This is a genomic window from bacterium SCSIO 12643 (assembly GCA_024398135.1).
Lineage (GTDB): Bacteria > Bacteroidota > Bacteroidia > Flavobacteriales_G > Salibacteraceae > CAJXZP01.
The window spans coordinates 1,223,954-1,244,604 of sequence record CP073750.1; the positions used below are offsets into that span (position 1 = coordinate 1,223,954).

Consider the following 20,651-nt stretch of genomic DNA (forward strand, 5'->3'; position numbering starts at 1 on the left):
TTTAAACTGTTATCTCTCCTCTCAAAGGAGTTTCAAATTGTTGTTTTAATTCTTCTAAGGTTAAATTCTTTTCTTTCAAATACATCAACTTGGTCAACGCAGCTTCAGAAGTAATATCTACCCCACTGATCACTCCCAGATCTTGTAACTTACGTCCATTCGCATATAACTCCATGTTGACTCTACCCTTTATGCATTGTGTGACATTCACAATGACTTTTTCATTGGTCACGGCTTCTTCAATGGCATTCAAAAACCAGGGTAACATCGGCACATTTCCTGCCCCAAAGGTGATCAAAAGAATCGCCCAATTATCCGGACTTCTTAATACCGATTCCACCTGACTTTGAGGCATTCCAGGAAAGACAGGCAAGATAAATATATCCTGACTTTTTAATTCTACCACGTTGATATTCCCATCACCAAATGGCTTCAAATGATGATTCTTGTATTCTATTGTTACACCAGCTTCTGCTAAATCTCTAAAATTTGGAGAATGAAAAGCATCAAAGTGCATGGTACTACTCTTATGTGCACGATTACCTCGAATCAACTTATACTCAAAATAGATGGCTACTTCACCTACCATTGATTTTCCGTTCGCATCTTTATCTCCGGCAATCTCTATGGCAGTCAACAAATTCTCCTTCCCATCCGTTCTTAATACTCCAATAGGCAATTGAGATCCTGTAAGAATCACCGGTTTATTTAAACCTTCCAACATATAACTCAATGCTGAAGCGGTATATGCCATGGTATCTGTTCCATGTAAAATCAGAAAACCATCGTATTGTGTATAGTTTTCAGCTATTAAATTAGCCAGTTTATTCCAATGTTTGGGCGAGATATCCGAAGAATCTATCGGAACATCAAAAGCAATCGTATTAATCTCACAATTCAACTTTTTTAATTCCGGAATTTCTTCTGTAATCTGACTAAAATCAAATGGGTGTAATGCCTTTGAATGAATATCTTCGACCATACCTATCGTACCGCCTGTATATATCATTAATATTTTAGAAGGTTGTTGCATTATCCACTTATTTGATGCCCAAATATACCTTTTGGATTTTAGAAATCGTAAAATCAAATCATAAAAAAAGGCCGCATAAAATGCGACCTTTCCTAATTCTATTTTATAAAATCTAAAATAACTAGACTTTCATGATTTCTGCTTCTTTCTCAGCTACCAAATCATCCACCTTTTTAGAATAACTATTCGTATCTTTTTGGATCTCATCTTCCGCATCTCTTGCGGCATCTTCAGATAGGTGATTGTCTTTTAACTTCTTCACCTCATGCATGGCATCATGTCGCGCATTACGTACACTTACCTTTGCATGCTCCCCTTCCGCTTTAGCTTGCTTTGCTAAATCTCTACGTCTATCCTCAGTCAACATTGGCACATTGATAATGACCATCTCGCCATTGTTTTGCGGATTTAATCCTAAATTAGAATTGATTATTGATTTCTCTATTTCTTGTAACAAAGATTTTTCGAATGGCTGAATCATTAAAGTATGTGCATCTGGAGTGGTCACATTTGAAACCTGACTCAAAGGTGTTTTTGAGCCGTAATATTCAACCATCACACTACTTAACATTACAGGATTTGCTCTTCCTGTTCTAATCTTTAATAATTCTCTTTTTAAATGGTCCATAGAAGCTTCCATTTGCTCTTTGGCCATATCAAAAATCATTTCTAATTCTTCTTCCATGTTTTTTTCTTGGTGCTACAAATAAACAATTTTGAACGGCTTTAGCCTAATCGTTTTGCGATTTATTCTTAAACGCATTCCATCCCTGCGCTTGCAATTCAACTACCTGTTCTCCACGAGCCACCATTGATACTCCTGATTCTTTATCTGCGATATGCCCGATCACCGAAATCCCGGGAATTCCCTTCACAACATCATAATCTTTCTGAGAAATGGTAAACAAAAGTTCATAATCTTCACCTCCATTTAAAGCCGCTGTAGTGGCATTAAAATTAAACTCCTCAGCAGTTTTATAGGTTTGATAGTCAATTGGAATTTTCTCTTCGTAAATCTGCGCACCTACTTCGCTTTGCTTACATATATGCATAATCTCAGAGGCTAACCCGTCAGAAACATCTATCATTGAAGTGGGTATCACATGCATCTCTCCCAAAATCTTAATCACATCTCTACGCGCCTCAGGCTTTAATTGTCTTTCCAATACATATTCACTTCCAGACATATCCGGTTGCATTTGTGGATTTTCTCTGAAAACAGCTTTTTCGCGTTCCAAAACCTGTAACCCCATATAAGCGCCTCCTAAATCTCCGGATACACAAATCAAATCGTGTTCTTTTGCACCACTTCTATAAGCCAACTTCTCTTCAGGTGCCGAACCAATTGCGGTCACACTAATCACCAAACCTTTTAAAGATGAAGTAGTGTCTCCTCCAATTAAATCTACATTATAGAATTCACAGGCTTGTTTGATTCCCGCATAAATCTCTTCCAAAGCCTCCACTGAGTAACGACTAGAAACTGCTATAGATACTGTCACTTGTTTAGGTGTCGCATTCATCGCATAGATATCTGACAAATTCACCACCACTGATTTATATCCCAAATGCTTTAACGGTACATAAGTCACATCAAAATGCACTCCTTCCACTAACATATCAGTAGAAACCACTGTTTTTTCATTTCCGTGATCTAATACTGCCGCGTCATCACCAATTCCTTTTAGTGTAGATTTCTCTTTATTCTCGAATCCATTTGTTAAATGGTCGATTAATCCAAACTCTCCTAATTGTTCTAAATTAGAGGTACTTTGATTCTTATCTTCTAACATGCTGCAAAATTAGAATAACCCTAATTTTAATCATCAAAAAACAACCAAGTATTTACGGAATAGCTATTTACTGATATCTCATTATTAATTATATTTAAACTTATTCACTAATCTCAAATTTCAATCCCCATGAACCTACCTTTAATTCAATTATGGTCAACGATAACCTGTCCGGTATGTGGTTTTCAAAAAGAGGAAAAAATGCCTCAGGATTCTTGTCAGTATTTTTACGAATGCACCCATTGTATTTCGCTTATTAAACCGCAAAAAGACGATTGCTGCGTGTATTGCTCTTATGGTTCCATTCCTTGTCCACCAATTCAGAAAAGCACGGATTCTTCATGCTGTCACTAAATAGTGTTTTTAGTGAACCGGATCGCCATTGGTTTTATCCAATTCTTTTACATTTGAGAAACACTCTCTTGAATCAATTATGATCATCAAAAAAGAAACATTTGATTTATCAGATAAAACGGTATTGGGCAGGTTAATCTTCAGGCCGCCATTTAAAGCCAGTTCGGCATTAAAAAATGAAGCTCGTTTTGTTCATGTATTGAACGGCACCTCAAAATTGCATTCGCCAAACTCAAGGATGGATTTAAATCCTGGAGATAGTGTTATGATGAAATGCGAAAACTTTGTGAACAATTGGATTCCCAATGATAGCTCTGAACCCAATGAAGCCATCATCATCCAGATTTATCCCGATATTTTAAAACTGGCCTACAATGATCAAATTCCGGAGGTATTTAATTCCTCAACCCCTATTTCAGCAAATCCGGTTGAAAAAATCCCTCCACATTTAAACATGAATCATTTTATTACCGGATTAAAGCACTATTTAAATCATCCTTCCGTAATATCAGAGGAATTACTAAAACTTAAAATCAGAGAATTGATTCATTTGCTTTTGCACACTCCGAATTCGGGTCCAATTAAATCCATGTTAGGTGATCTTTTTAAAACAAAGGACTACGCCTTTAAAGAGATCATCCAATCTAATATTTACGAAGATTTGAATCTTTCGGATTTGGCCTTTTTTGCAGGACTCAGTTTATCCTCATTTAAACGTAAGTTCAACGAGCTTTATGGGATGAGTCCAACTAAATACATTATTGGCAAACGGCTTGAAAAAGCAAAAAAACTACTGGCAGAATCAGATACCCGAATTTCGGAAATTGCTTATTCCTGTGGATTTAATGATACCGGATATTTCTCCAAATCATTTATTCGTGCTTTTCAATATTCGCCTTCAAATTATCGAAAAACATTTCAACAAAATGACCTATAGATCTGCTCAACCTTCTGACTTAGACCAATTAATTCAACTGGGATTTCATACATGGAGTATATTTAAAAATGATCTCGCACCAGAATTCTGGAAACAACTTAAACATGGTTTATTGGATCGATCAACTTACGAACCACTGGTAAACGCGTCTTATGGTGTTGTATGCGAAAACGAACAAAATGAAATTATTGGAATGGTGTTTTTAGTTCCAAGCGGAAACCCAACCGACATTTTTCCCGCTGATTGGTGTTACATCAGATTTCTAACTGTTCATCCCGACTATGCCGGAGCAGGAATAGGGAAACAACTGACTAAAGAATGCATGGATTATGCAGTTCAAAATAAAGAACACACCATCGCATTACATACTTCGGAAATGATGCAAAATGCCATTCGTTTATATACCAACCTTGGATTTAAACGCCTCAAAGAAATCCCTTCCAGACTTGGAAAGAAATACTGGATTTACACCTATTCAATATCATAAAAAATCAATTTTTTGAGTTTGAAAATCACCTACTTTTGTATTGAAATCTCAAATCATTATGTCTGAAAAAATTCCTACAACACTCGCTCATTTAGATCCCGAGCTCGCTCAACAGATCATTTCTCATTCAACGACATTAGATATTTCGAAAAACACCGAAATATTAAGAGATGGACAATATGTTAAAGTGATTCCAATTGTGCTGGAGGGGCTCATCAAAGTTTTTACCAGACACGAGGACAAAGAACTATTACTGTATTACATTCAACCCAATGAAAGCTGTATTATGTCGTTTGCTGCCGGTTTAAAAAATCAACCCAGTCGCGTTTTTGCTATTACGGAAGAAGACACCCAAGCTTTATTATTACCTATCGATAAAGTCACTCAGTGGATCAAACAATTTCCGGATATCAACACCTTATTCTTCCAACAATACAATATTCGATACAGTGAACTTTTGGATACCATTAACCATGTGTTATTTCATAAAATGGATACCCGCCTGTTTAATTACTTAAAAGAAAAGTCGCGACTTACCGGGAAGAATCCTATCAAAATCTCACATCGCCAGATCGCGAACGAATTAGGTACAGCACGCGAGGTGATCAGTCGTGTGATGAAAAAACTAGAAGTAGAAGGTAAAGTCAAACAGCACCCCAACCAGATTGAAATTTTGGATTAGCCTACCGTGGTGACCCTGGTCACTGCTTCGTAGTTCCTACCCGTCCTAGCTTTGATGCGTCAAATTTAAATTACACATCATGAAAAAGAACATGGGCAACATAGATCGCGGAATCCGTATCGTTATCGCCTTATTACTAGGCACACTTTATTTTACAAATACCATAACCGGTACATTGGGCCTCGTTTTACTTATAGTTTCAGTCGTATTCGTATTGACGAGCTTAATCAGCTTTTGTCCGCTATACACGCTATTGGGAATCAAAACATGTCCGGTCAACAAAGCTGAATAAAATCTATTTCATCCCCCGTTTAAAATTGCGTTGATCTGGTCAACGCAATTTTTCACCACCTACTTTTAACTCCTAAACTTTATCTTATTTTCGTGGAAACCGCGCAAATGAAATATTTAATCTGTATTGTAATCAGCACGCTTACCTTTTCCCTATGGGGACAGAATTCCTATCGACAATATCTTCAGAAAAACAGTTCAGACCTCAGAAAGTCATTCCCTCAACTCGATTTAAAAAATCAAAAAATAATTGGATTTGCAGCTATTCATGGGAGTGCAAAAACTGAAGAGGCGGAACACATCCTTTTAACAGAACTCATCAAAAATCATCAACTCAAATATTATTTCCCAGAAACTGATTATGCCACTGCCTTATATTTCCAAAAATTCATTGACACTGGAGATACTATACTCTTAAAGAAGCTCATTTATGAATATGGAAGTCGTGTTCCACAAGAAGGTACGGTTGAAACATATCAGAAATGGCTAAAAATTCAACCTATTTTTAAACAACATAACGTACAGGTATTAGGTATTGATAAAGTGATCTCGTATAAATACTCGGTGATTGCATTACACGATGAAATAAAGCATATCTCGGGAACATCTTATTCAGACTCACTACAATCATTGATTCAAAACCCAAACACCAATTGGATGACTTATTTTGATTCCAGAACTAAAAAGATATTAAAATCATTTGTGGCTGATTATGAACAAAATCAAATTGTATATCAAAATCAAATTTCCGATACTTCTAAATTCAACTTCATTATTAAAAACTTAAAAGCCACCTGGACAAAAGGTGGTCGAGAACAACGTATTTATGATAACTACCTGCACCTTCTACCACAATTGGAATTAGAAAATCAAATGGCCTTCGTCCGGTTTGGTGTCTTCCATATCATGAAAAGCAGAATAAATAATTATGCTTCCTTTTTTACCCGACTCATTGAAAACAAAGTTTACACATCCAGTCAAATGGTAAGCATTCAATGCTTTTTAACTAAAAGCAAGGTCTTATGGGACGCACAGTTTGATACAGAAGGGAATTATAAAGGCTATTCTAAGCGTGCCGGAATTGGCACTTCAGATCATATTTTCGAACACTACAAAGGAATCAAGAATTTAAAACACACCCGAATATCAGATCTTACATTCTTCAATCTAGACCACGACCATTCTCCTTATTCTATTCCATCTGAATTAGATCTGGTTAAATCTAAAAAACTTCTATATCGTAAGCGTTGGATGCCAGATGCCAGTAAATCTACACTAGATTATTTGGATTACGCCATTTTAATCTCAAAATCCAAGGCAAACACTCCAATAGAAGAAATCCACACTCCATAACACAAACCACCTCAAAAACAACCACTTAAAACCCTATCACATCTGAATTGCAGCATATTACATGTGAAATGCACCCATTCACCTATGCTCAAAACCATTGCTGTATTATTTATTGTAACAGCCTCTTACCCATCCTAATTTAGATTTCAAATCTCCCCATAACATCATGTTTTACAAACAAATAAACCGTAATACTTTATGGATAAACGTATACATAATGCCAAAAAATCTTACAAAAAGTACTTTTTCATTGGAGGCGCAATAAGTGCTTTATTACTGATCACCTACCTTGTTATAAATACATCTAGTTCCGCATTGTATTTTCCAAAAGATCAAATCTTAATGGGTACGGTCATTCAGGGGAATTTCACAGAAATCCTCACCACAAATGGAACGGTAATCCCAAGTAAAACAGTTCAAATTGATGCTTTTGAAGGTGGAGTCATAGATGAGATTTATGTTGAAAATGGACAATGGGTTAAACAAGGAACTCCTCTATTACAATTGAGTAATACTGCCCTGTCTCTGGATTTCATGAACCGTGAAACTCAGATCATAGAACAAATCAATAATCTACGAAATACACGAATTAATCTGGATCAAAATAAACGCAATATCCAGGAACAGCTGGTAGACATTAACTATGAGCTACAACAACAAAAGGAACAATTTTTAAGAGATAGTTTATTGTTTCGCGACAGTGTAATTACCCTATCAGATTATCAGGCCAGTGCACGATACTACCACTATCTGGAAAATAAACAAAACCTTTTAGACCAGCGGACACAGACGGATGAAAAATACCGAATCAGCCAACTTCATCGTATTGATGCTTCGATCCAATTGATGGAACGTAATCTGGAAGCTGTACGAAAAAGCTTAAATCAAATGACCGTTACTGCTCCCATGAATGGTCAACTCAATTCTTTCCAACACGAAATGGGTGCGACTATTAGTAAAGGAGCCAATATTGGTAGAATAGATATCATGGATACTTTTCATATCACTGCCTTTATAGATCAATATTATCTCTCACAAATTAAACAAAATCAAAAAGCTACTATCAAGTTGGGAGGCACTCCATCTACGTTACAGGTTGCTAAAATATTCCCTACGGTAAACAACAATCAATTTGAAGTTCACTTTTCATTTCACGATCCACAACCTGAATCTCTAAGACGTGGTCAGAGTGCTCCTATGAAAATTCATTTAAGTAATTCCAATCAGGCCCTTTTAGTTCCCAAAGGAAGCTTCTATGCTACTGGAGGAGGAAAATATGCTTACGTCATCAAAGGAAATGAAGCCCATAAAACCCCCATTCAACTTGGAAGGCAAAACGATACACATATCGAAGTTCTTGCCGGTTTAAATCCGGGAGATCAAATTATCATTTCCCCTTATACGAGTTTTAACGATAACGAATTAATAATCATTCAATAAAATGTCCTAATTATGATTAAAACAATCAACCTTTCCAAAGTCTTCAGAACTGAAGAAATTGAAACCACTGCATTAAACCAAATCAATCTCGAAATCCAAAATGGTGAATTTGTCGCTATCATGGGCGAGTCAGGTTGTGGTAAATCCACATTTCTAAATACCGTTGGTTTATTAGATTCCGTTTCATCCGGCCAATTGATCTTCAACGGTACCGATGTAAGCCAGTTTTCCGAATCGCAACGTGCTGTTTTAAGAAAAAAAGAAATCGGATTTATCTTCCAAAGCTTCAACCTTATTGATGAACTTACTGTTTTTGAAAACGTAGAACTACCCCTCACTTACCAAAACATCCATAAATCAGAACGTAAAAAAATGGTCACTCAAACATTGGAACGTGTCAATATGTTACACCGTGAGAACCATTTTCCTCTACAACTCTCCGGAGGTCAACAACAAAGGGTAGCCATTGCACGCGCAATTGTCCACAAACCACATCTCTTATTGGCAGATGAACCCACCGGAAATCTGGATTCTAAAAATGGTACTGAAGTCATGGAATTATTGACCGAACTCAATCAGGATGGCTCTACTATTATTATGGTAACACACTCGGAAAAAGACGCGGATCATGCTTCACGCAAAATTCATCTTCATGATGGTGCTTTAATTGAATCACCTTTAAATATCATGGCATGAAAACAGGTCAAATAAAATCATACTTACGTTTCTTATCCAAAAACAAACTTTTCACTACGATAAGTGTCATCGGATTGGGAGTTGGAATTGCATCGTGTCTACTGATCAGTTTATATATCCATTACGAAACTTCATTTGATCATTACCACGAGAAAAAAGATCGCATCTACCGTTTGACTTCTCAATTAGACTTTAATGGTGTCATCGATGCTGCGGTTACAAATCTACCCAGTGGACCAACACTATTACAAGATTATCCGGAGGTTGAATCTTATGTTAGATTTAGAAGATTTGGGCGGGAAGCGCAAATCAAAGTAGATCAAAAAATGTATCCTACCAGTAACGTATGGATTGTTGATAGTACCATCTTTGATGTTTTCTCATATCCGATGATTCAGGGAGACCCCAAACGGGCATTGGTTCAACCCAACAGTATTGTTCTGACTAAAACTACGGCTGATCGACTATTTGAAAATGGTGAAGCATATAATCAAACATTATTCATCAATAATACGCTGTATCAGGTCACCGGAATTATTGAGGATATTCGCCCTCAAAGTGAAATGCAAATTAATGCGCTGGTAAGCCTTTCTTCCTTACCTCAACCATTTATGGATGCGCATAATCAGGATTGGTTCCGAATAGGATTCTATACCTACTTACTATTCCACCAACCGGTAGATAAAGTTGAATTTGAACAAAAGCTAGTTGAATTTGAAAAGAAATATGTCCAACCATGGAGTGCAGAAAATCAAATCGTAGCTTCGCTTAAATATGAAATTACGCCTCTCAAAAATCTTCATTTTGACAATACCAAAACCTATGATCAACCCAAGGGAAACAAAACTTATCTGATCATATTTGCTTCTTTGGCTGTTTTCCTTTTGCTTATTGCGGTTATTAACTATATCAACCTCAATTTGGCACAAGGCGGAAAACGATCAAAAGAAGTAGGTGTAAGAAAAGCTACCGGAGCACAACAAAAAGAAATCTTTACACAATTCATTTCCGAATCGGTCATTCTTTCATTTTTAGCATTGCTATTCGGTCTCATCGTATTGGTCATTTCATTGCCATATTTCAACAGAATTATTCAAGCGGAAATATCCTTTGGTTCTTTATGGAACCTTACATTCCTCATTCCAATGATTGGTATTTTTGCAATGATCACGCTTGCTGCAAATAGTTATCCGGCCATGTTGTTGTCCCGACTGAATCCTATTCAGGTACTAAAAGGAAATACACAAAATGGTTCCAAACTAAGCAAACTCAATCAAACGTTAATCTTCATTCAGTTTCTGTTTTCTCTATTTATGATCACCGCAACGATCATGGTACAAGATCAAATGACGTTTATATCTGAATATGGTTTAGGGTTTGAAAAGGATAAGATTTTAACACTTAGAATTCCAGCTGATTCTACAGCGAGAAACCAACTGTCGCCATGGTTAGAAACCATCAACACAAACGCCAATGTTATTGCCTCTAGTCAAACCAGAATTCCGGATGGTAGTGGGACCGGACAACTTATGTTTAGAATTGAACAAGATGAAAAAATGATGGAGCAAACCATCAATTACCTTTTTGTAGATGAAGAGTTTCTTGATGTTATGGGACTCGATTTAATTCACGGTAGAAACTTCGATAAAAACATCGCTACAGACCAGCAACAAGCCTTTATTGTAAATCAGAAAGCTGCTGAAGTTTTTGGCTGGTATACGGATGCCCTAAACAAAAGAGTTCAATGGGGATTAATGCCAAACGGACAAGCCACAAATGACGGCAAAGTGATTGGAGTGGTCAATAACTTTAATTTCCAGACGCTTCATAATGATTTAGCTCCTTTGGTTCTTTGTTTTAATCCCAATGGAGGAAATTCGATGTCAATCAGATATAATACTGCGGAATTGAATGGGCCAATTCAAAAACTTCAAACCAGATGGAATGAACTCGCACCTGGGTTTCCCATGCAATACGAAGTATTATCTACATCAATCTCGGACAACTATCAAACCGAAAAGCGTATGCATGATGTTTTGAAATACTTTAGTTACATCGCTATCATACTGGCTTTAGTCGGGCTATTCGCTTTAGTGAGTTATACCCTCCAAAGTCGAATTAAAGAAATTGGCATTCGTAAAGTACTTGGCGCATCCACCTGGCAATTGATTTGGTTAATTAGCAAAAACTTCTGGATTTTACTTTCGATTGCTTTTGTGGTAAGTACCCCGGTGGTCTGGTGGTTTATTCAGGATTGGCTCAATGAATTTGCATTCAGAACTGCCATTACCCCAATTCCATTTATCACTTCATATATGCTCATCGCAATCCTTTCCGGGTTGACCATTGGTTATCATATCTGGAGAGTGAGTCGTGTGGACCCTGTAAAGGCGCTTCGCTACGAATAATATCAATAAGCGGTATTCGTTAAATTACGAATACCGCTTGTTTATAAATTGATATTCCCCAAAGCATTTGGATTGGAAAATGTACCGATCTTGTGACTGCATATTAACGTCTATTCCATGATCAAAAGAATCTTTAAATTCTTTATTGCTTTTCTGTCTTTGGGGCTCTTAGTTATGCTGGGATCTATCTTAATCCCGAGAAACTATAACATCCCCAAACCTGAAAAACGAGCGAATATTAAATATTGGACTTTAAATGATAATTCCAGAATTGCATACACCCATCTTATACCAGATTCAAATCTGAAATCATTTCCAATTATCTATCTTCATGGAGGACCTGGAGGACCTATTTCAAATCATCACATCAAAAGTCTCCAACCTCTAACAAATTCGGGATATGAAATCTATTTATACGATCAAATTGGCTGTGGATATTCCGATCGTTTAGATGACATCTCCCAATATACCACCGACCGACATGTCAAAGATTTGGAAGAAATCATCGCCCAAATCGGAGCTTCAAAAGTGATACTGATTGGACATTCATGGGGCGGGATGCTTATTAATTTATTTCTTGAAAAAAATGCATCAAAAGTAAGCCGGGCTATCTTTTCATCTCCCGGACCTGTTCTTCCAATAAACCACAAGTTAGCCGGCATTACCGCTCCTGATAGTTTGAATATTCAATCGCCTTACTATACCAATCAAAGTGGCAGTGCACTGGCGTCAAATATAAGGTCAATGGCCATGCAAAAATGCGCACGATTGTGGAATTTTAAGTTAGCAGCGGATGAAGAAGCAGATGCATTTGCAACCTATCAAAATGGTTTTTTAAATCGCTCTACTGTAATGGATACTTCGCTTCAAGTCTCAGCTGTATTTGGCTCCGGGTTTTATACACAGGTGATGACGGTTAAGAGTTTCTATCATGTTCCGGATCATAGACATACCCTTGCCCAAATCAAGATCCCGGTTCTTATTTTAAAAGGGCAATACGACAATCAAAAATGGGGATTCACTAATGAGTACACTCAATTATACAGGAATCATCAATTCATCATAATTCCTAAAGCCGGGCACTCGATTTCTCGAGAACAACCGGATCTCTATACGCAATACATCATCAATTTTTTAGAACAGAAGACAAAAACAGACGTCAAAATCTAATCTTCGTTTTTTTAACATATTCCCCCAGAAAACACAAACAACTACAAAACAACAATTTAAGCCAAATTCAAACCCTAAAATAAAATGAAAAAATGTGGTTTATACGGATACCAAAAATGATCTGCGTAGTCTAAATTCGATCAGTAATTTCCTACGCAGTAGATACTCCGGTACCGTAGGCCTCACTTATGTCGGTATCGGGTATTTACTGTTTTTTAACGCAACTTATCCTAATTAAGATAATTAAGTTACTTTTGGATTAGCCTAATTCTAATAAATTTAATCTAACACTTAACAGATATAATAATGTCAAAATTTTCACTATTAACAGCCCTTGTTCTAATCTTCATCTCGTTGTCTTGCTCAAAAAAAGAACCTAAAATAAAAGAAGTTGAAAATAACTCTAACACAATCTATGCTGCAGAAGCTCCGTATTATTTTACAGCAACTTCCAATTGCTCAAATAACCGTATTGATTTACAATCACTAATTGATATTGCAGCAGCTAATAATAAAAGGTTAGTCATTGAAAAAGATGTCTACTGCATTGATGGATCATTGAACATCCCTTCCAATATTGAAATTGACTTTAGCGGGTCTACCATAGTTCGTGAAACAAATACTAATCCAATACTTGTATTTGATATGATCGTAAATAAAACACCTTCTATTGGAAATAAACATATTACATTAAAAAATCTAATTATAGATGGCCAATATCAAATCGATAATCTTAGTAATAATACTGATGCTCAAGGTTCCGGTGGAGATTTGTTTTCGGGATTAAAATTGGAAAATTGCACACAATCCAAATTAGAAAACATCACCGTCAAAAATACTGTAAATGCGGAAGAAGATGTCGATACACCAGCTGCAGGAATCTTTATCACAGACTGTTCCTATATAGAATGCAATAAAATTAATGGATATTATAACTTAGGTACAGCAATTATTGTTTACGAATCCAATAACATCACCATACATGAAAGTAAAACTGAAAACAACCTAGGTACTGGTCTTTCAACTATCTTATCTGATTTTTGTAGCTTATATAATCTCACATCCCATAATAACGGTCATTTCCAATACACAACAAGCCAGGGGCAAATTGAAGAACGTGTTTATTCAAATATTTCAATTAATGGAAAGTACTCCCAAATTAATGGGGTTATTACATCTAATGCTTCTGGTAGCGGCTTAAATATTGGACACCCAGCCAATCCGACCTATTTAAATGGAACTCCTGCAGATTTCACAATCATTGATAATGTTTTTTCATTTCATAATAGCATTGAAGGAATTACTATTAGAAATACAAATGACCTTTTATTATCCAATATACATGTACAAGAAAACTTCAGAAATAATCTCTTAATTTCTAACAATAGTTCCAGAATTAAGATCAATAATATTATATCAAACGGATATTATGTAGATAACGTTCTGAGTAAAGGGGTTCAACGAAATTCTAACCAATATGGCCATGGCATTAGTATTCTAGGTGGAGGTGGACACAGCATTAACAATGCCTCAATATATAACAATTACAAAAGTGGAATCTATATAGAAAATGTAAATGGTGGAGCGTCTATCAACGGGGGAAGCCAAATTTTCAACAACGGTAAATTGCTGGCAGATAATGTTAATGAAATAAAATCAGGCATACATATTGTCAACTCATATTTCTGTCGAATTAACGCAGCAAAAATTTATGACGACCAATCTACAAGTAATAAAACACAAGATTATGGCATATATGTTTCAGGGGGAGGTAATAACAAAACCATCTATTCTGACATTTTTTGGAATATTATTAATGACATCCAAGGGCCGATAGATATTATTAATTAACCTTTTTCACGTATACATTCATTTTGAATCTATTTCATTCTATATCTTTATAGAATACTTTCTGATTTCAAGATATTTACGAATGAAAATACTACTAACCGGAGCGACAGGATATATTGGCAAGCGACTACTTCCTGAATTAATTAAGAAAGGGCATGAAGTCATTTGTGCAGTTAGAGATTTAGATCGCTTTAACCCTCCGCAATCTTTACAGCCTCATATTAAAATCATTCAGATTGATTTACTGCAAATTCATACCCTGCAAAGAATCCCAAAAGACATTGATGGCGCATATTATTTGGTACATTCTATGTCTACCTCAACGGATTACGAGGCTTTAGAAATGCAATCTGCAGAGAATTTCAGAACCTGCATTGAACAAACCTCGGCCCAACATGTCATTTATCTAAGTGGAATTACCAATGAGCAAACGCTATCCAAACATTTAAACTCGAGAAGAAATGTGGAAGAAGAATTGGCCAAAGGCAATTACCATTTCACAACCTTTCGAGCTGGAATTATCATTGGTTCGGGAAGTGCTTCATTCGAAATTATTCGTGATCTGGTGGAAAAACTCCCGGTCATGATTACTCCAAAATGGCTCCGTACCAAATGCCAACCAATCGGCATTCGAGATGTGATCCAGATTCTGTCGGACAGTATTTTCCATGAAAATACGTACGATCAAAATTTTGATATTGGCGGACCAGATATTCTATCCTATAAAGAAATGCTTCTGGGATACGCGAAGTCCAGAAACTTACAACGTAAAATCTTTATTGTACCAGTTATGACTCCAAGACTTTCTTCCTACTGGTTATTCTTCGTGACATCGACTTCATACAAATTGGCTTTAGCTCTTGTGGATAGCATGAAAATTGAGGTCATCTGTAAAGACCAACGTATTTACGACATTCTAAATTTTGAACCCTTGTCATATGTGGAATCGCTAGAACGAACTTTATCCAGGATTCAAAGAAACAATGTCGTTTCCAGTTGGAAAGATTCTCAAATCAGCGGTCGACTCCGTTTTAATATTTCTGAGTTTATTCAGGTTCCTGAATTTGGTTGTTTCAAGGACCATCGTCAAAAAGAAACTCAAAACGTATCAAAAACCATTGATAAAATCTGGGCAATTGGAGGTGAAAACGGATGGTATTACGTGAATTTCTTATGGAAACTAAGAGGTTTCTTTGATCGATTGGTTGGCGGTGTTGGACTTAGACGTGGTCGTACGCACTTAAACGACATTCAGCCAGGAGATGCGTTGGATTTTTGGCGTGTGCTTTATGCCGATAAAACTGAAGGACGACTACTCTTATTTGCGGAAATGAAACTACCGGGAGAAGCCTGGTTAGAATTTAGAATGCAAAACAACACCTTAATCCAAACTGCGACTTTTAGACCTAAGGGCGTCTGGGGTAGACTCTACTGGTACAGTGTACTCCCATTTCATGCCATTGTATTTCAAGGCATGCTCCATCAACTCACAGAAGCAAAATAAAAATGGACGGCATTCACCGTCCATTTAAACAAACTCTATTTTCTATCGGAAATCCATTGATACACACAAGGAATGACAAACAAATTCAAAATCGTGGCCGATACCAGACCTCCCAGTATCACAATCGCCATGGGGCTTTGAATCTCATTTCCAGCCTCGCTTCCCTTTAAAGCTAAAGGAATCAGAGCCAGACCTGTGGTAAATGCAGTCATTAAAATTGGATTCAATCTATCCACTGCACCTTCCAATAGTAATTTCACCCCTTGAAACCCTTCTTTGCGCAAATCTTCATATCTGGACACCAATAAGATTCCATTCCGGGTCGCTATTCCAAATAAACTTATAAATCCAATAGTAGCAGCAATGCTGATAATTCCAGATGTAAAATACACCATCAGAATCCCTCCTATTAGCGCTAATGGTAGATTCAACAACACTACCAATGATAGCTTTACATCTTTGAATTCAAGATATAGCAATATAAAAATCACCAGAACTGCAAGAACTGCACTAATCATTAGTAATTGAGAAGCTTTCGTTTCACTTTCAAATTGACCTCCGTATTTAACACGATAACCCTCTGGCAAGTTGACCTCAGATTCTATGATCATTTGAATGTCATTCACAACACTTCTTAAATCTCTCCCATGCACATTCGCAGCCACAACAATTTTTCGTTGCACTTCTTCCCTACTAATCGTATTCGGACTACTCAAAGAACGGATTTCTGCCAACTCTTGAAGCGGAACAAAACCTCCATCGGGCAAATGAATCAATGCATTAGCCATTCGCTCCTTACTATTTCTAAACGCTGGTGCCAGACGCACCATCAAATCGAAATATCGCTGACCTTCATAAATCTCTCCGGCTTTTTCTCCCGCAAAAGAAATATCTACTTGTTGCATCAATTCCGAAATAGTCATTCCATAAGCAGCAAGCATTTCACGTTTGGGAACAATGCGTAATTGCGGCACTTCAATTTGTTGATCCACCGCCACATCAGCAATCCCGCTCACATTTTTAATCTTTGATTCTACATCCTTTCCCACTTCAAATAATCGCTGAAGGTCAGGACCAAAAATTTTAATTGCAATATTGGCTCTGGTACCGGAAAGCATATGGTCTATGCGATGCGCAATAGGTTGTCCCAAAGTAATATTCACTCCTGGAACAACACGCAACTTATGACGTACCTCTTCAAAAAATTCTTCTTTGCTTTTCCCGTTTAATACAAATGGCACATCTACTTCCGCAGCATTTACCCCTTGCGCATGTTCGTCCAGCTCAGCTCTTCCTGTTCTTCGTGTAACAACTTCCACTTCAGGCAACTCCAATAATAATTGTTCTACGAGTCGGCCCGTCTTATTACTCTCTTCCAAAGACATTCCCGGAACGCCTACTACACTAATCACCAAAGAGCCTTCATTAAATTCCGGCAAGAAACTTCTACCCAGCTGTGTGAATACAACTAAACTCAAAATAAAAGCTCCTAACGTCCCTCCGATCACCAGTTTTGGCATTTGCAATGCACCTTGTAGCGTTTTCCTATAAATGCTCCGCAACCAGATTTCTACTCGCGTTCCCTGCGCCTGATTTGACAATACGCTTTCTTTTTGAAGCAAATAGGAACATAATACGGGTGTAACTGTAACCGCAACTATTAATGAGGTCAATACAGAAGTGATAAAAGCAATTCCGAGAGGTTGAAGCAATCGACCTTCCATACCTCCCAAAAAGAATAATGGAATAAAGGAAACTATAATAATGAGCGTAGCGATAATGATAGAACTCCTGATTTCAATTGAAGCTTTTCGAACCACTTCAAGTATCGGAAGTCGCTCAGAAACAGGTTTACGAACATTCTCCCTCAGTCGTTTGAAAACATTCTCCACATCAATAATAGCATCATCTACCAAAGCTCCAACTGCAATCGCCATTCCTCCCAAACTCATTGTATTCATTGTGTAACCCAACACATTCAAAACAATTATAGACACCATTAATGAGATCGGAATAGCCAATAATGAAATCACAGTCGTTCGCCAATTCATCAGAAAAACAAACAAAACAATAACTACAAAAAATGCACCTTCCAAAAGGGTTTGTTTTAGATTGCTTACTGATGCCTCTATAAAATTGGCTTGTCTAAAAATATGACTTTGAATCAGTACATTTTCGGGTAAATCCGCTTGTAAATCAGTAATGACCTGATCTAAATTCTCGGTCAACTTTAACGTATTCACATTAGGTTGCTTCGATATCACCAAAATTACCGCTGGATTACCATTTAATGATCCGTCACCAATCTTATCTGAAGCCCCAATTTGGACATCGGCTACATCTCTAATTCGAATAGTTTGCCCATCAACATACTTCAGGACAGCCTCCTTCAACTGGTCTACTTGATAGACTCTCCCACTCCCCTTTACAATATATTGATTTCCATATTCCTGAATTACACCTCCGGGAGCATTTACATTAGCTGCACGTACTTTTTCAAGTACCTGAGACAAACTCACCTGATAATAGCTCAACTTTTGAGGATTTACCAAAACCTGATATTGTTTAAACTCTCCTCCAATGACCATCACTTTTGCGATTCCACTGACTGATTTAACACGAGGGCGAATAGTCCAATCTGAAATTGTTCGCAGTTCCATCGGAGATAAACCATCAGAAGTTACTCCCAATAACATCACTTCTCCCATAATAGAAGAAATGGGTGCCATAGTTGGTGTTCCAACTCCCTCGGGAAGATTTTCACTGACCATTGGAATTCGCTCACTCACAATTTGTCTGGCCCGATAAATATCGGTTCCCCATTCAAACTCCACCCACACAATAGAAATCCCAGCAGCTGAAGATGATCTGATCCGTCTCACATTTGGAGAACCGTTCATAGCAGTTTCCAATTGATACGTGACCAACTTCTCCACCTCTTCAGATTCCATTCCATGCGCCTCGGTAAGAATCGTTACCGTAGGAGCTGTGAGATCTGGAAACACATCCACATTCATGGTTCTTGCCAAATACACTCCGGAAATACTTAATATGACCGCTGCAAGCAAAACCATCAATCGGTTGTTTAATGAAAAAATTAAAATTCTATTTAACACTTGACTCTGTTTTTATGAATTTAATGTGCATGTCCGTGCGCAGGTGCCTGACCTGACATGGATGCCATTTTCACTTGATACGCGCCTTTGGTTACCACGATCTCTCCTTCAGAAAGACCTTTGATAATTTCCACTTCAGATCCATTTGTTCGTCCAATAACCACAGGTCTTCGCTCAAAGCTTTCCCCTGATAATTGTACAATCACTGAGTATTTCCCATAGTCTTCCAACAAAGCGGCTACAGGAATCACTTTACCTGTACTCTGGCTCCCTGTTTGAATATGAACTGGAGTATACGCCCCTTCCGGCATGGTCACCATTTCATTGATTTGCCCAAACACTTCCAGCATAGGCTGATCTCTTTCCACGGCTTTTCCAACAGAAATCAATTCTCCCTCTGTACTTAATAGATCTGACCATATCCCAGTTCTTGGTTGATACCAAATATTGTGTACCGTCTGCAAATCTTCTGTATCATCAATACTTACAAAGGTTTCCAATATACTTGAAGCTTGTTTGGACACGGTTATCAGGATATCTCCCTGATCTACATACGCTCCATTTTCTTGTAATACAGACTTTATATATCCATCAAACGGAGCCATGATTTGCTTTCCAGAACCCGAATAATTGGATTTTAAAGTTTCATATTGAGATTTTGCGATTAAATATTCTCGCTCCACTTTTTCCAATTCAGATTTAGGAATAATCTTAGAGTTATAGAGTTGTTGCTTACGCTGATACGCAGCCTCTAACTTTTCCAGATTCACTTGTGCTTCACGGATTTCAGCTTCCAGATTATTTTCCGTGAGCCCCTGACTATTGATCGTTAAAAGCACATCACCTTTCCGAACTTTTTGACCGGCAACAAGTCCCTCGCTATGATATTTCACTGTCCCACTAGCCGTGGCCACAATGGTTTGCGCGTTTTGCGGTGCAACCTTCCAGATCCCGTAAGTTTGGATCACATCATAGACTTCCTTTTCAACCACAGGGTATGTTTGAAAATCTATTTTCCAGGCTTGTTCCTTCAGAAATGTAATTTCATTTGAAGGGCTCTCTTCCGTAACGTTTTGTTGCGCTTCATCCAATGTTGCATATACCACAACATCCTGAACAATCACACGATCAGTTACCTCGGGAGTGATCAGATCAAAAACCAATTGATACACACCTGGCTCTTTTGGTTGTAAAGTCGGTTTAAAAATACCAGGAGAATCCGGAGCTTCAACGGTTTGTCGAATTCCGTTTTTTCCCTTTATCAAACTCACCGTCACTTTTCCTTCTGTAACCGCTTGATGTTGATCCAGAATTGTAAAATGTGCTGCAAATCTGCTCGTTTCACCCACAACTAAAACCGGGAATTCCACAAACAACTCTGTTTTCTCAGTCCAGATCGTGACATCTTCTCTAGGAACCTCTTCAGAGCTTCCCATATGATTTCCTTCTGAATCATGAGCATGCCCATGATTTGAAGCAGATTGGCAGGATGTTACCATCACTGCCAATAATATCACCAAATATTTCATTTCAATT

Annotated in this window: 17 protein-coding genes; 12 read left to right on the plus strand and 5 right to left on the minus strand. The window is 37.4% G+C overall.

What is annotated here, in order from left to right:
• Position 1: 1 nt before the first annotated feature.
• The 3 genes from KFE94_05325 to thiL form a co-directional block, all read right to left on the minus strand.
• Positions 2-1,033, minus strand: coding sequence for an asparaginase (locus KFE94_05325; protein ID UTW67532.1), 1,032 nt, complete (start codon positions 1,031-1,033; stop codon positions 2-4).
• 121 nt (positions 1,034-1,154) lie between these two features.
• A complete protein-coding gene (gene frr / locus KFE94_05330) occupies positions 1,155-1,718 on the minus strand; it encodes a ribosome recycling factor (GenBank protein UTW67533.1) in 564 nt (187 codons plus the stop codon).
• 46 nt (positions 1,719-1,764) lie between these two features.
• On the minus strand, positions 1,765-2,826 hold the full coding sequence (thiL, locus tag KFE94_05335; GenBank protein UTW67534.1) for a thiamine-phosphate kinase: 1,062 nt from the start codon (positions 2,824-2,826) through the stop codon (positions 1,765-1,767).
• Positions 2,827-2,955: 129 nt separating this feature from the next.
• Between thiL and KFE94_05340 the strand changes: the two genes are divergently transcribed.
• The 12 genes from KFE94_05340 to KFE94_05395 all read left to right on the plus strand — a co-directional run bounded on the left by KFE94_05340 (position 2,956) and on the right by KFE94_05395 (position 15,999).
• On the plus strand, positions 2,956-3,180 hold the full coding sequence (locus KFE94_05340) for a hypothetical protein (GenBank protein UTW67535.1): 225 nt from the start codon (positions 2,956-2,958) through the stop codon (positions 3,178-3,180).
• A 79-nt stretch (positions 3,181-3,259) separates the two neighbouring features.
• Positions 3,260-4,117, plus strand: coding sequence for a helix-turn-helix transcriptional regulator (locus KFE94_05345; GenBank protein UTW67536.1), 858 nt, complete (start codon positions 3,260-3,262; stop codon positions 4,115-4,117).
• Positions 4,107-4,604, plus strand: a complete 498-nt coding sequence (locus KFE94_05350; GenBank protein UTW67537.1) for a GNAT family N-acetyltransferase — start codon at positions 4,107-4,109, stop codon at positions 4,602-4,604. Before KFE94_05345 ends, KFE94_05350 begins: the two co-directional genes overlap by 11 nt.
• Before the next feature lie 58 nt (positions 4,605-4,662).
• Positions 4,663-5,286 (plus strand): Crp/Fnr family transcriptional regulator, encoded by a 624-nt coding sequence (locus KFE94_05355; GenBank protein ID UTW67538.1) that lies wholly within the window; start codon positions 4,663-4,665, stop codon positions 5,284-5,286.
• 79 nt (positions 5,287-5,365) lie between these two features.
• Positions 5,366-5,578 (plus strand): DUF2892 domain-containing protein, encoded by a 213-nt coding sequence (locus KFE94_05360; protein ID UTW67539.1) that lies wholly within the window; start codon positions 5,366-5,368, stop codon positions 5,576-5,578.
• 107 nt (positions 5,579-5,685) lie between these two features.
• Complete coding sequence (locus tag KFE94_05365; protein UTW67540.1) at positions 5,686-6,930, plus strand: hypothetical protein; 1,245 nt, start codon at positions 5,686-5,688, stop codon at positions 6,928-6,930.
• Positions 6,931-7,128: 198 nt separating this feature from the next.
• Positions 7,129-8,370 carry an efflux RND transporter periplasmic adaptor subunit gene (locus KFE94_05370; protein ID UTW67541.1) on the plus strand — a complete coding sequence of 414 codons (1,242 nt, stop codon included), beginning with the start codon at positions 7,129-7,131 and terminating at the stop codon, positions 8,368-8,370.
• Between the two features lie 12 nt (positions 8,371-8,382).
• The gene (locus KFE94_05375) at positions 8,383-9,066 is read left to right on the plus strand and encodes an ABC transporter ATP-binding protein (protein UTW67542.1); all 684 of its coding nucleotides are present in this window, start codon (positions 8,383-8,385) and stop codon (positions 9,064-9,066) included.
• On the plus strand, positions 9,063-11,474 hold the full coding sequence (locus tag KFE94_05380) for an ABC transporter permease (protein ID UTW67543.1): 2,412 nt from the start codon (positions 9,063-9,065) through the stop codon (positions 11,472-11,474). The genes KFE94_05375 and KFE94_05380 overlap by 4 nt, the downstream gene beginning before the upstream one ends.
• A 117-nt stretch (positions 11,475-11,591) precedes the next feature.
• On the plus strand, positions 11,592-12,644 hold the full coding sequence (locus tag KFE94_05385; GenBank protein ID UTW67544.1) for an alpha/beta hydrolase: 1,053 nt from the start codon (positions 11,592-11,594) through the stop codon (positions 12,642-12,644).
• 354 nt (positions 12,645-12,998) lie between these two features.
• Complete coding sequence (locus KFE94_05390) at positions 12,999-14,495, plus strand: hypothetical protein (GenBank protein ID UTW67545.1); 1,497 nt, start codon at positions 12,999-13,001, stop codon at positions 14,493-14,495.
• Positions 14,496-14,577: 82 nt separating this feature from the next.
• The gene (locus tag KFE94_05395; protein ID UTW67546.1) at positions 14,578-15,999 is read left to right on the plus strand and encodes an SDR family oxidoreductase; all 1,422 of its coding nucleotides are present in this window, start codon (positions 14,578-14,580) and stop codon (positions 15,997-15,999) included.
• Between the two features lie 35 nt (positions 16,000-16,034).
• Here the strand turns inward: KFE94_05395 and KFE94_05400 are convergent, their stop codons facing one another.
• A complete protein-coding gene (locus tag KFE94_05400) occupies positions 16,035-19,115 on the minus strand; it encodes an efflux RND transporter permease subunit (protein UTW67547.1) in 3,081 nt (1,026 codons plus the stop codon).
• A gap of 20 nt (positions 19,116-19,135) precedes the next feature.
• Positions 19,136-20,644 (minus strand): efflux RND transporter periplasmic adaptor subunit, encoded by a 1,509-nt coding sequence (locus KFE94_05405; protein UTW67548.1) that lies wholly within the window; start codon positions 20,642-20,644, stop codon positions 19,136-19,138.
• Between the last annotated feature and the right edge of the window lie 7 nt (positions 20,645-20,651).

Coding starts and splice junctions, on each gene's coding strand:
- KFE94_05325 (UTW67532.1), bottom strand. CDS start 1,033: ATGCAACAACCTTCTAAAATATTAATGATATATACAGGCGGTACGATA.
- frr (UTW67533.1), bottom strand. CDS start 1,718: ATGGAAGAAGAATTAGAAATGATTTTTGATATGGCCAAAGAGCAAATG.
- thiL (UTW67534.1), bottom strand. CDS start 2,826: ATGTTAGAAGATAAGAATCAAAGTACCTCTAATTTAGAACAATTAGGA.
- KFE94_05340 (UTW67535.1), top strand. CDS start 2,956: ATGAACCTACCTTTAATTCAATTATGGTCAACGATAACCTGTCCGGTA.
- KFE94_05345 (UTW67536.1), top strand. CDS start 3,260: ATGATCATCAAAAAAGAAACATTTGATTTATCAGATAAAACGGTATTG.
- KFE94_05350 (UTW67537.1), top strand. CDS start 4,107: ATGACCTATAGATCTGCTCAACCTTCTGACTTAGACCAATTAATTCAA.
- KFE94_05355 (UTW67538.1), top strand. CDS start 4,663: ATGTCTGAAAAAATTCCTACAACACTCGCTCATTTAGATCCCGAGCTC.
- KFE94_05360 (UTW67539.1), top strand. CDS start 5,366: ATGAAAAAGAACATGGGCAACATAGATCGCGGAATCCGTATCGTTATC.
- KFE94_05365 (UTW67540.1), top strand. CDS start 5,686: ATGAAATATTTAATCTGTATTGTAATCAGCACGCTTACCTTTTCCCTA.
- KFE94_05370 (UTW67541.1), top strand. CDS start 7,129: ATGGATAAACGTATACATAATGCCAAAAAATCTTACAAAAAGTACTTT.
- KFE94_05375 (UTW67542.1), top strand. CDS start 8,383: ATGATTAAAACAATCAACCTTTCCAAAGTCTTCAGAACTGAAGAAATT.
- KFE94_05380 (UTW67543.1), top strand. CDS start 9,063: ATGAAAACAGGTCAAATAAAATCATACTTACGTTTCTTATCCAAAAAC.
- KFE94_05385 (UTW67544.1), top strand. CDS start 11,592: ATGATCAAAAGAATCTTTAAATTCTTTATTGCTTTTCTGTCTTTGGGG.
- KFE94_05395 (UTW67546.1), top strand. CDS start 14,578: ATGAAAATACTACTAACCGGAGCGACAGGATATATTGGCAAGCGACTA.
- KFE94_05405 (UTW67548.1), bottom strand. CDS start 20,644: ATGAAATATTTGGTGATATTATTGGCAGTGATGGTAACATCCTGCCAA.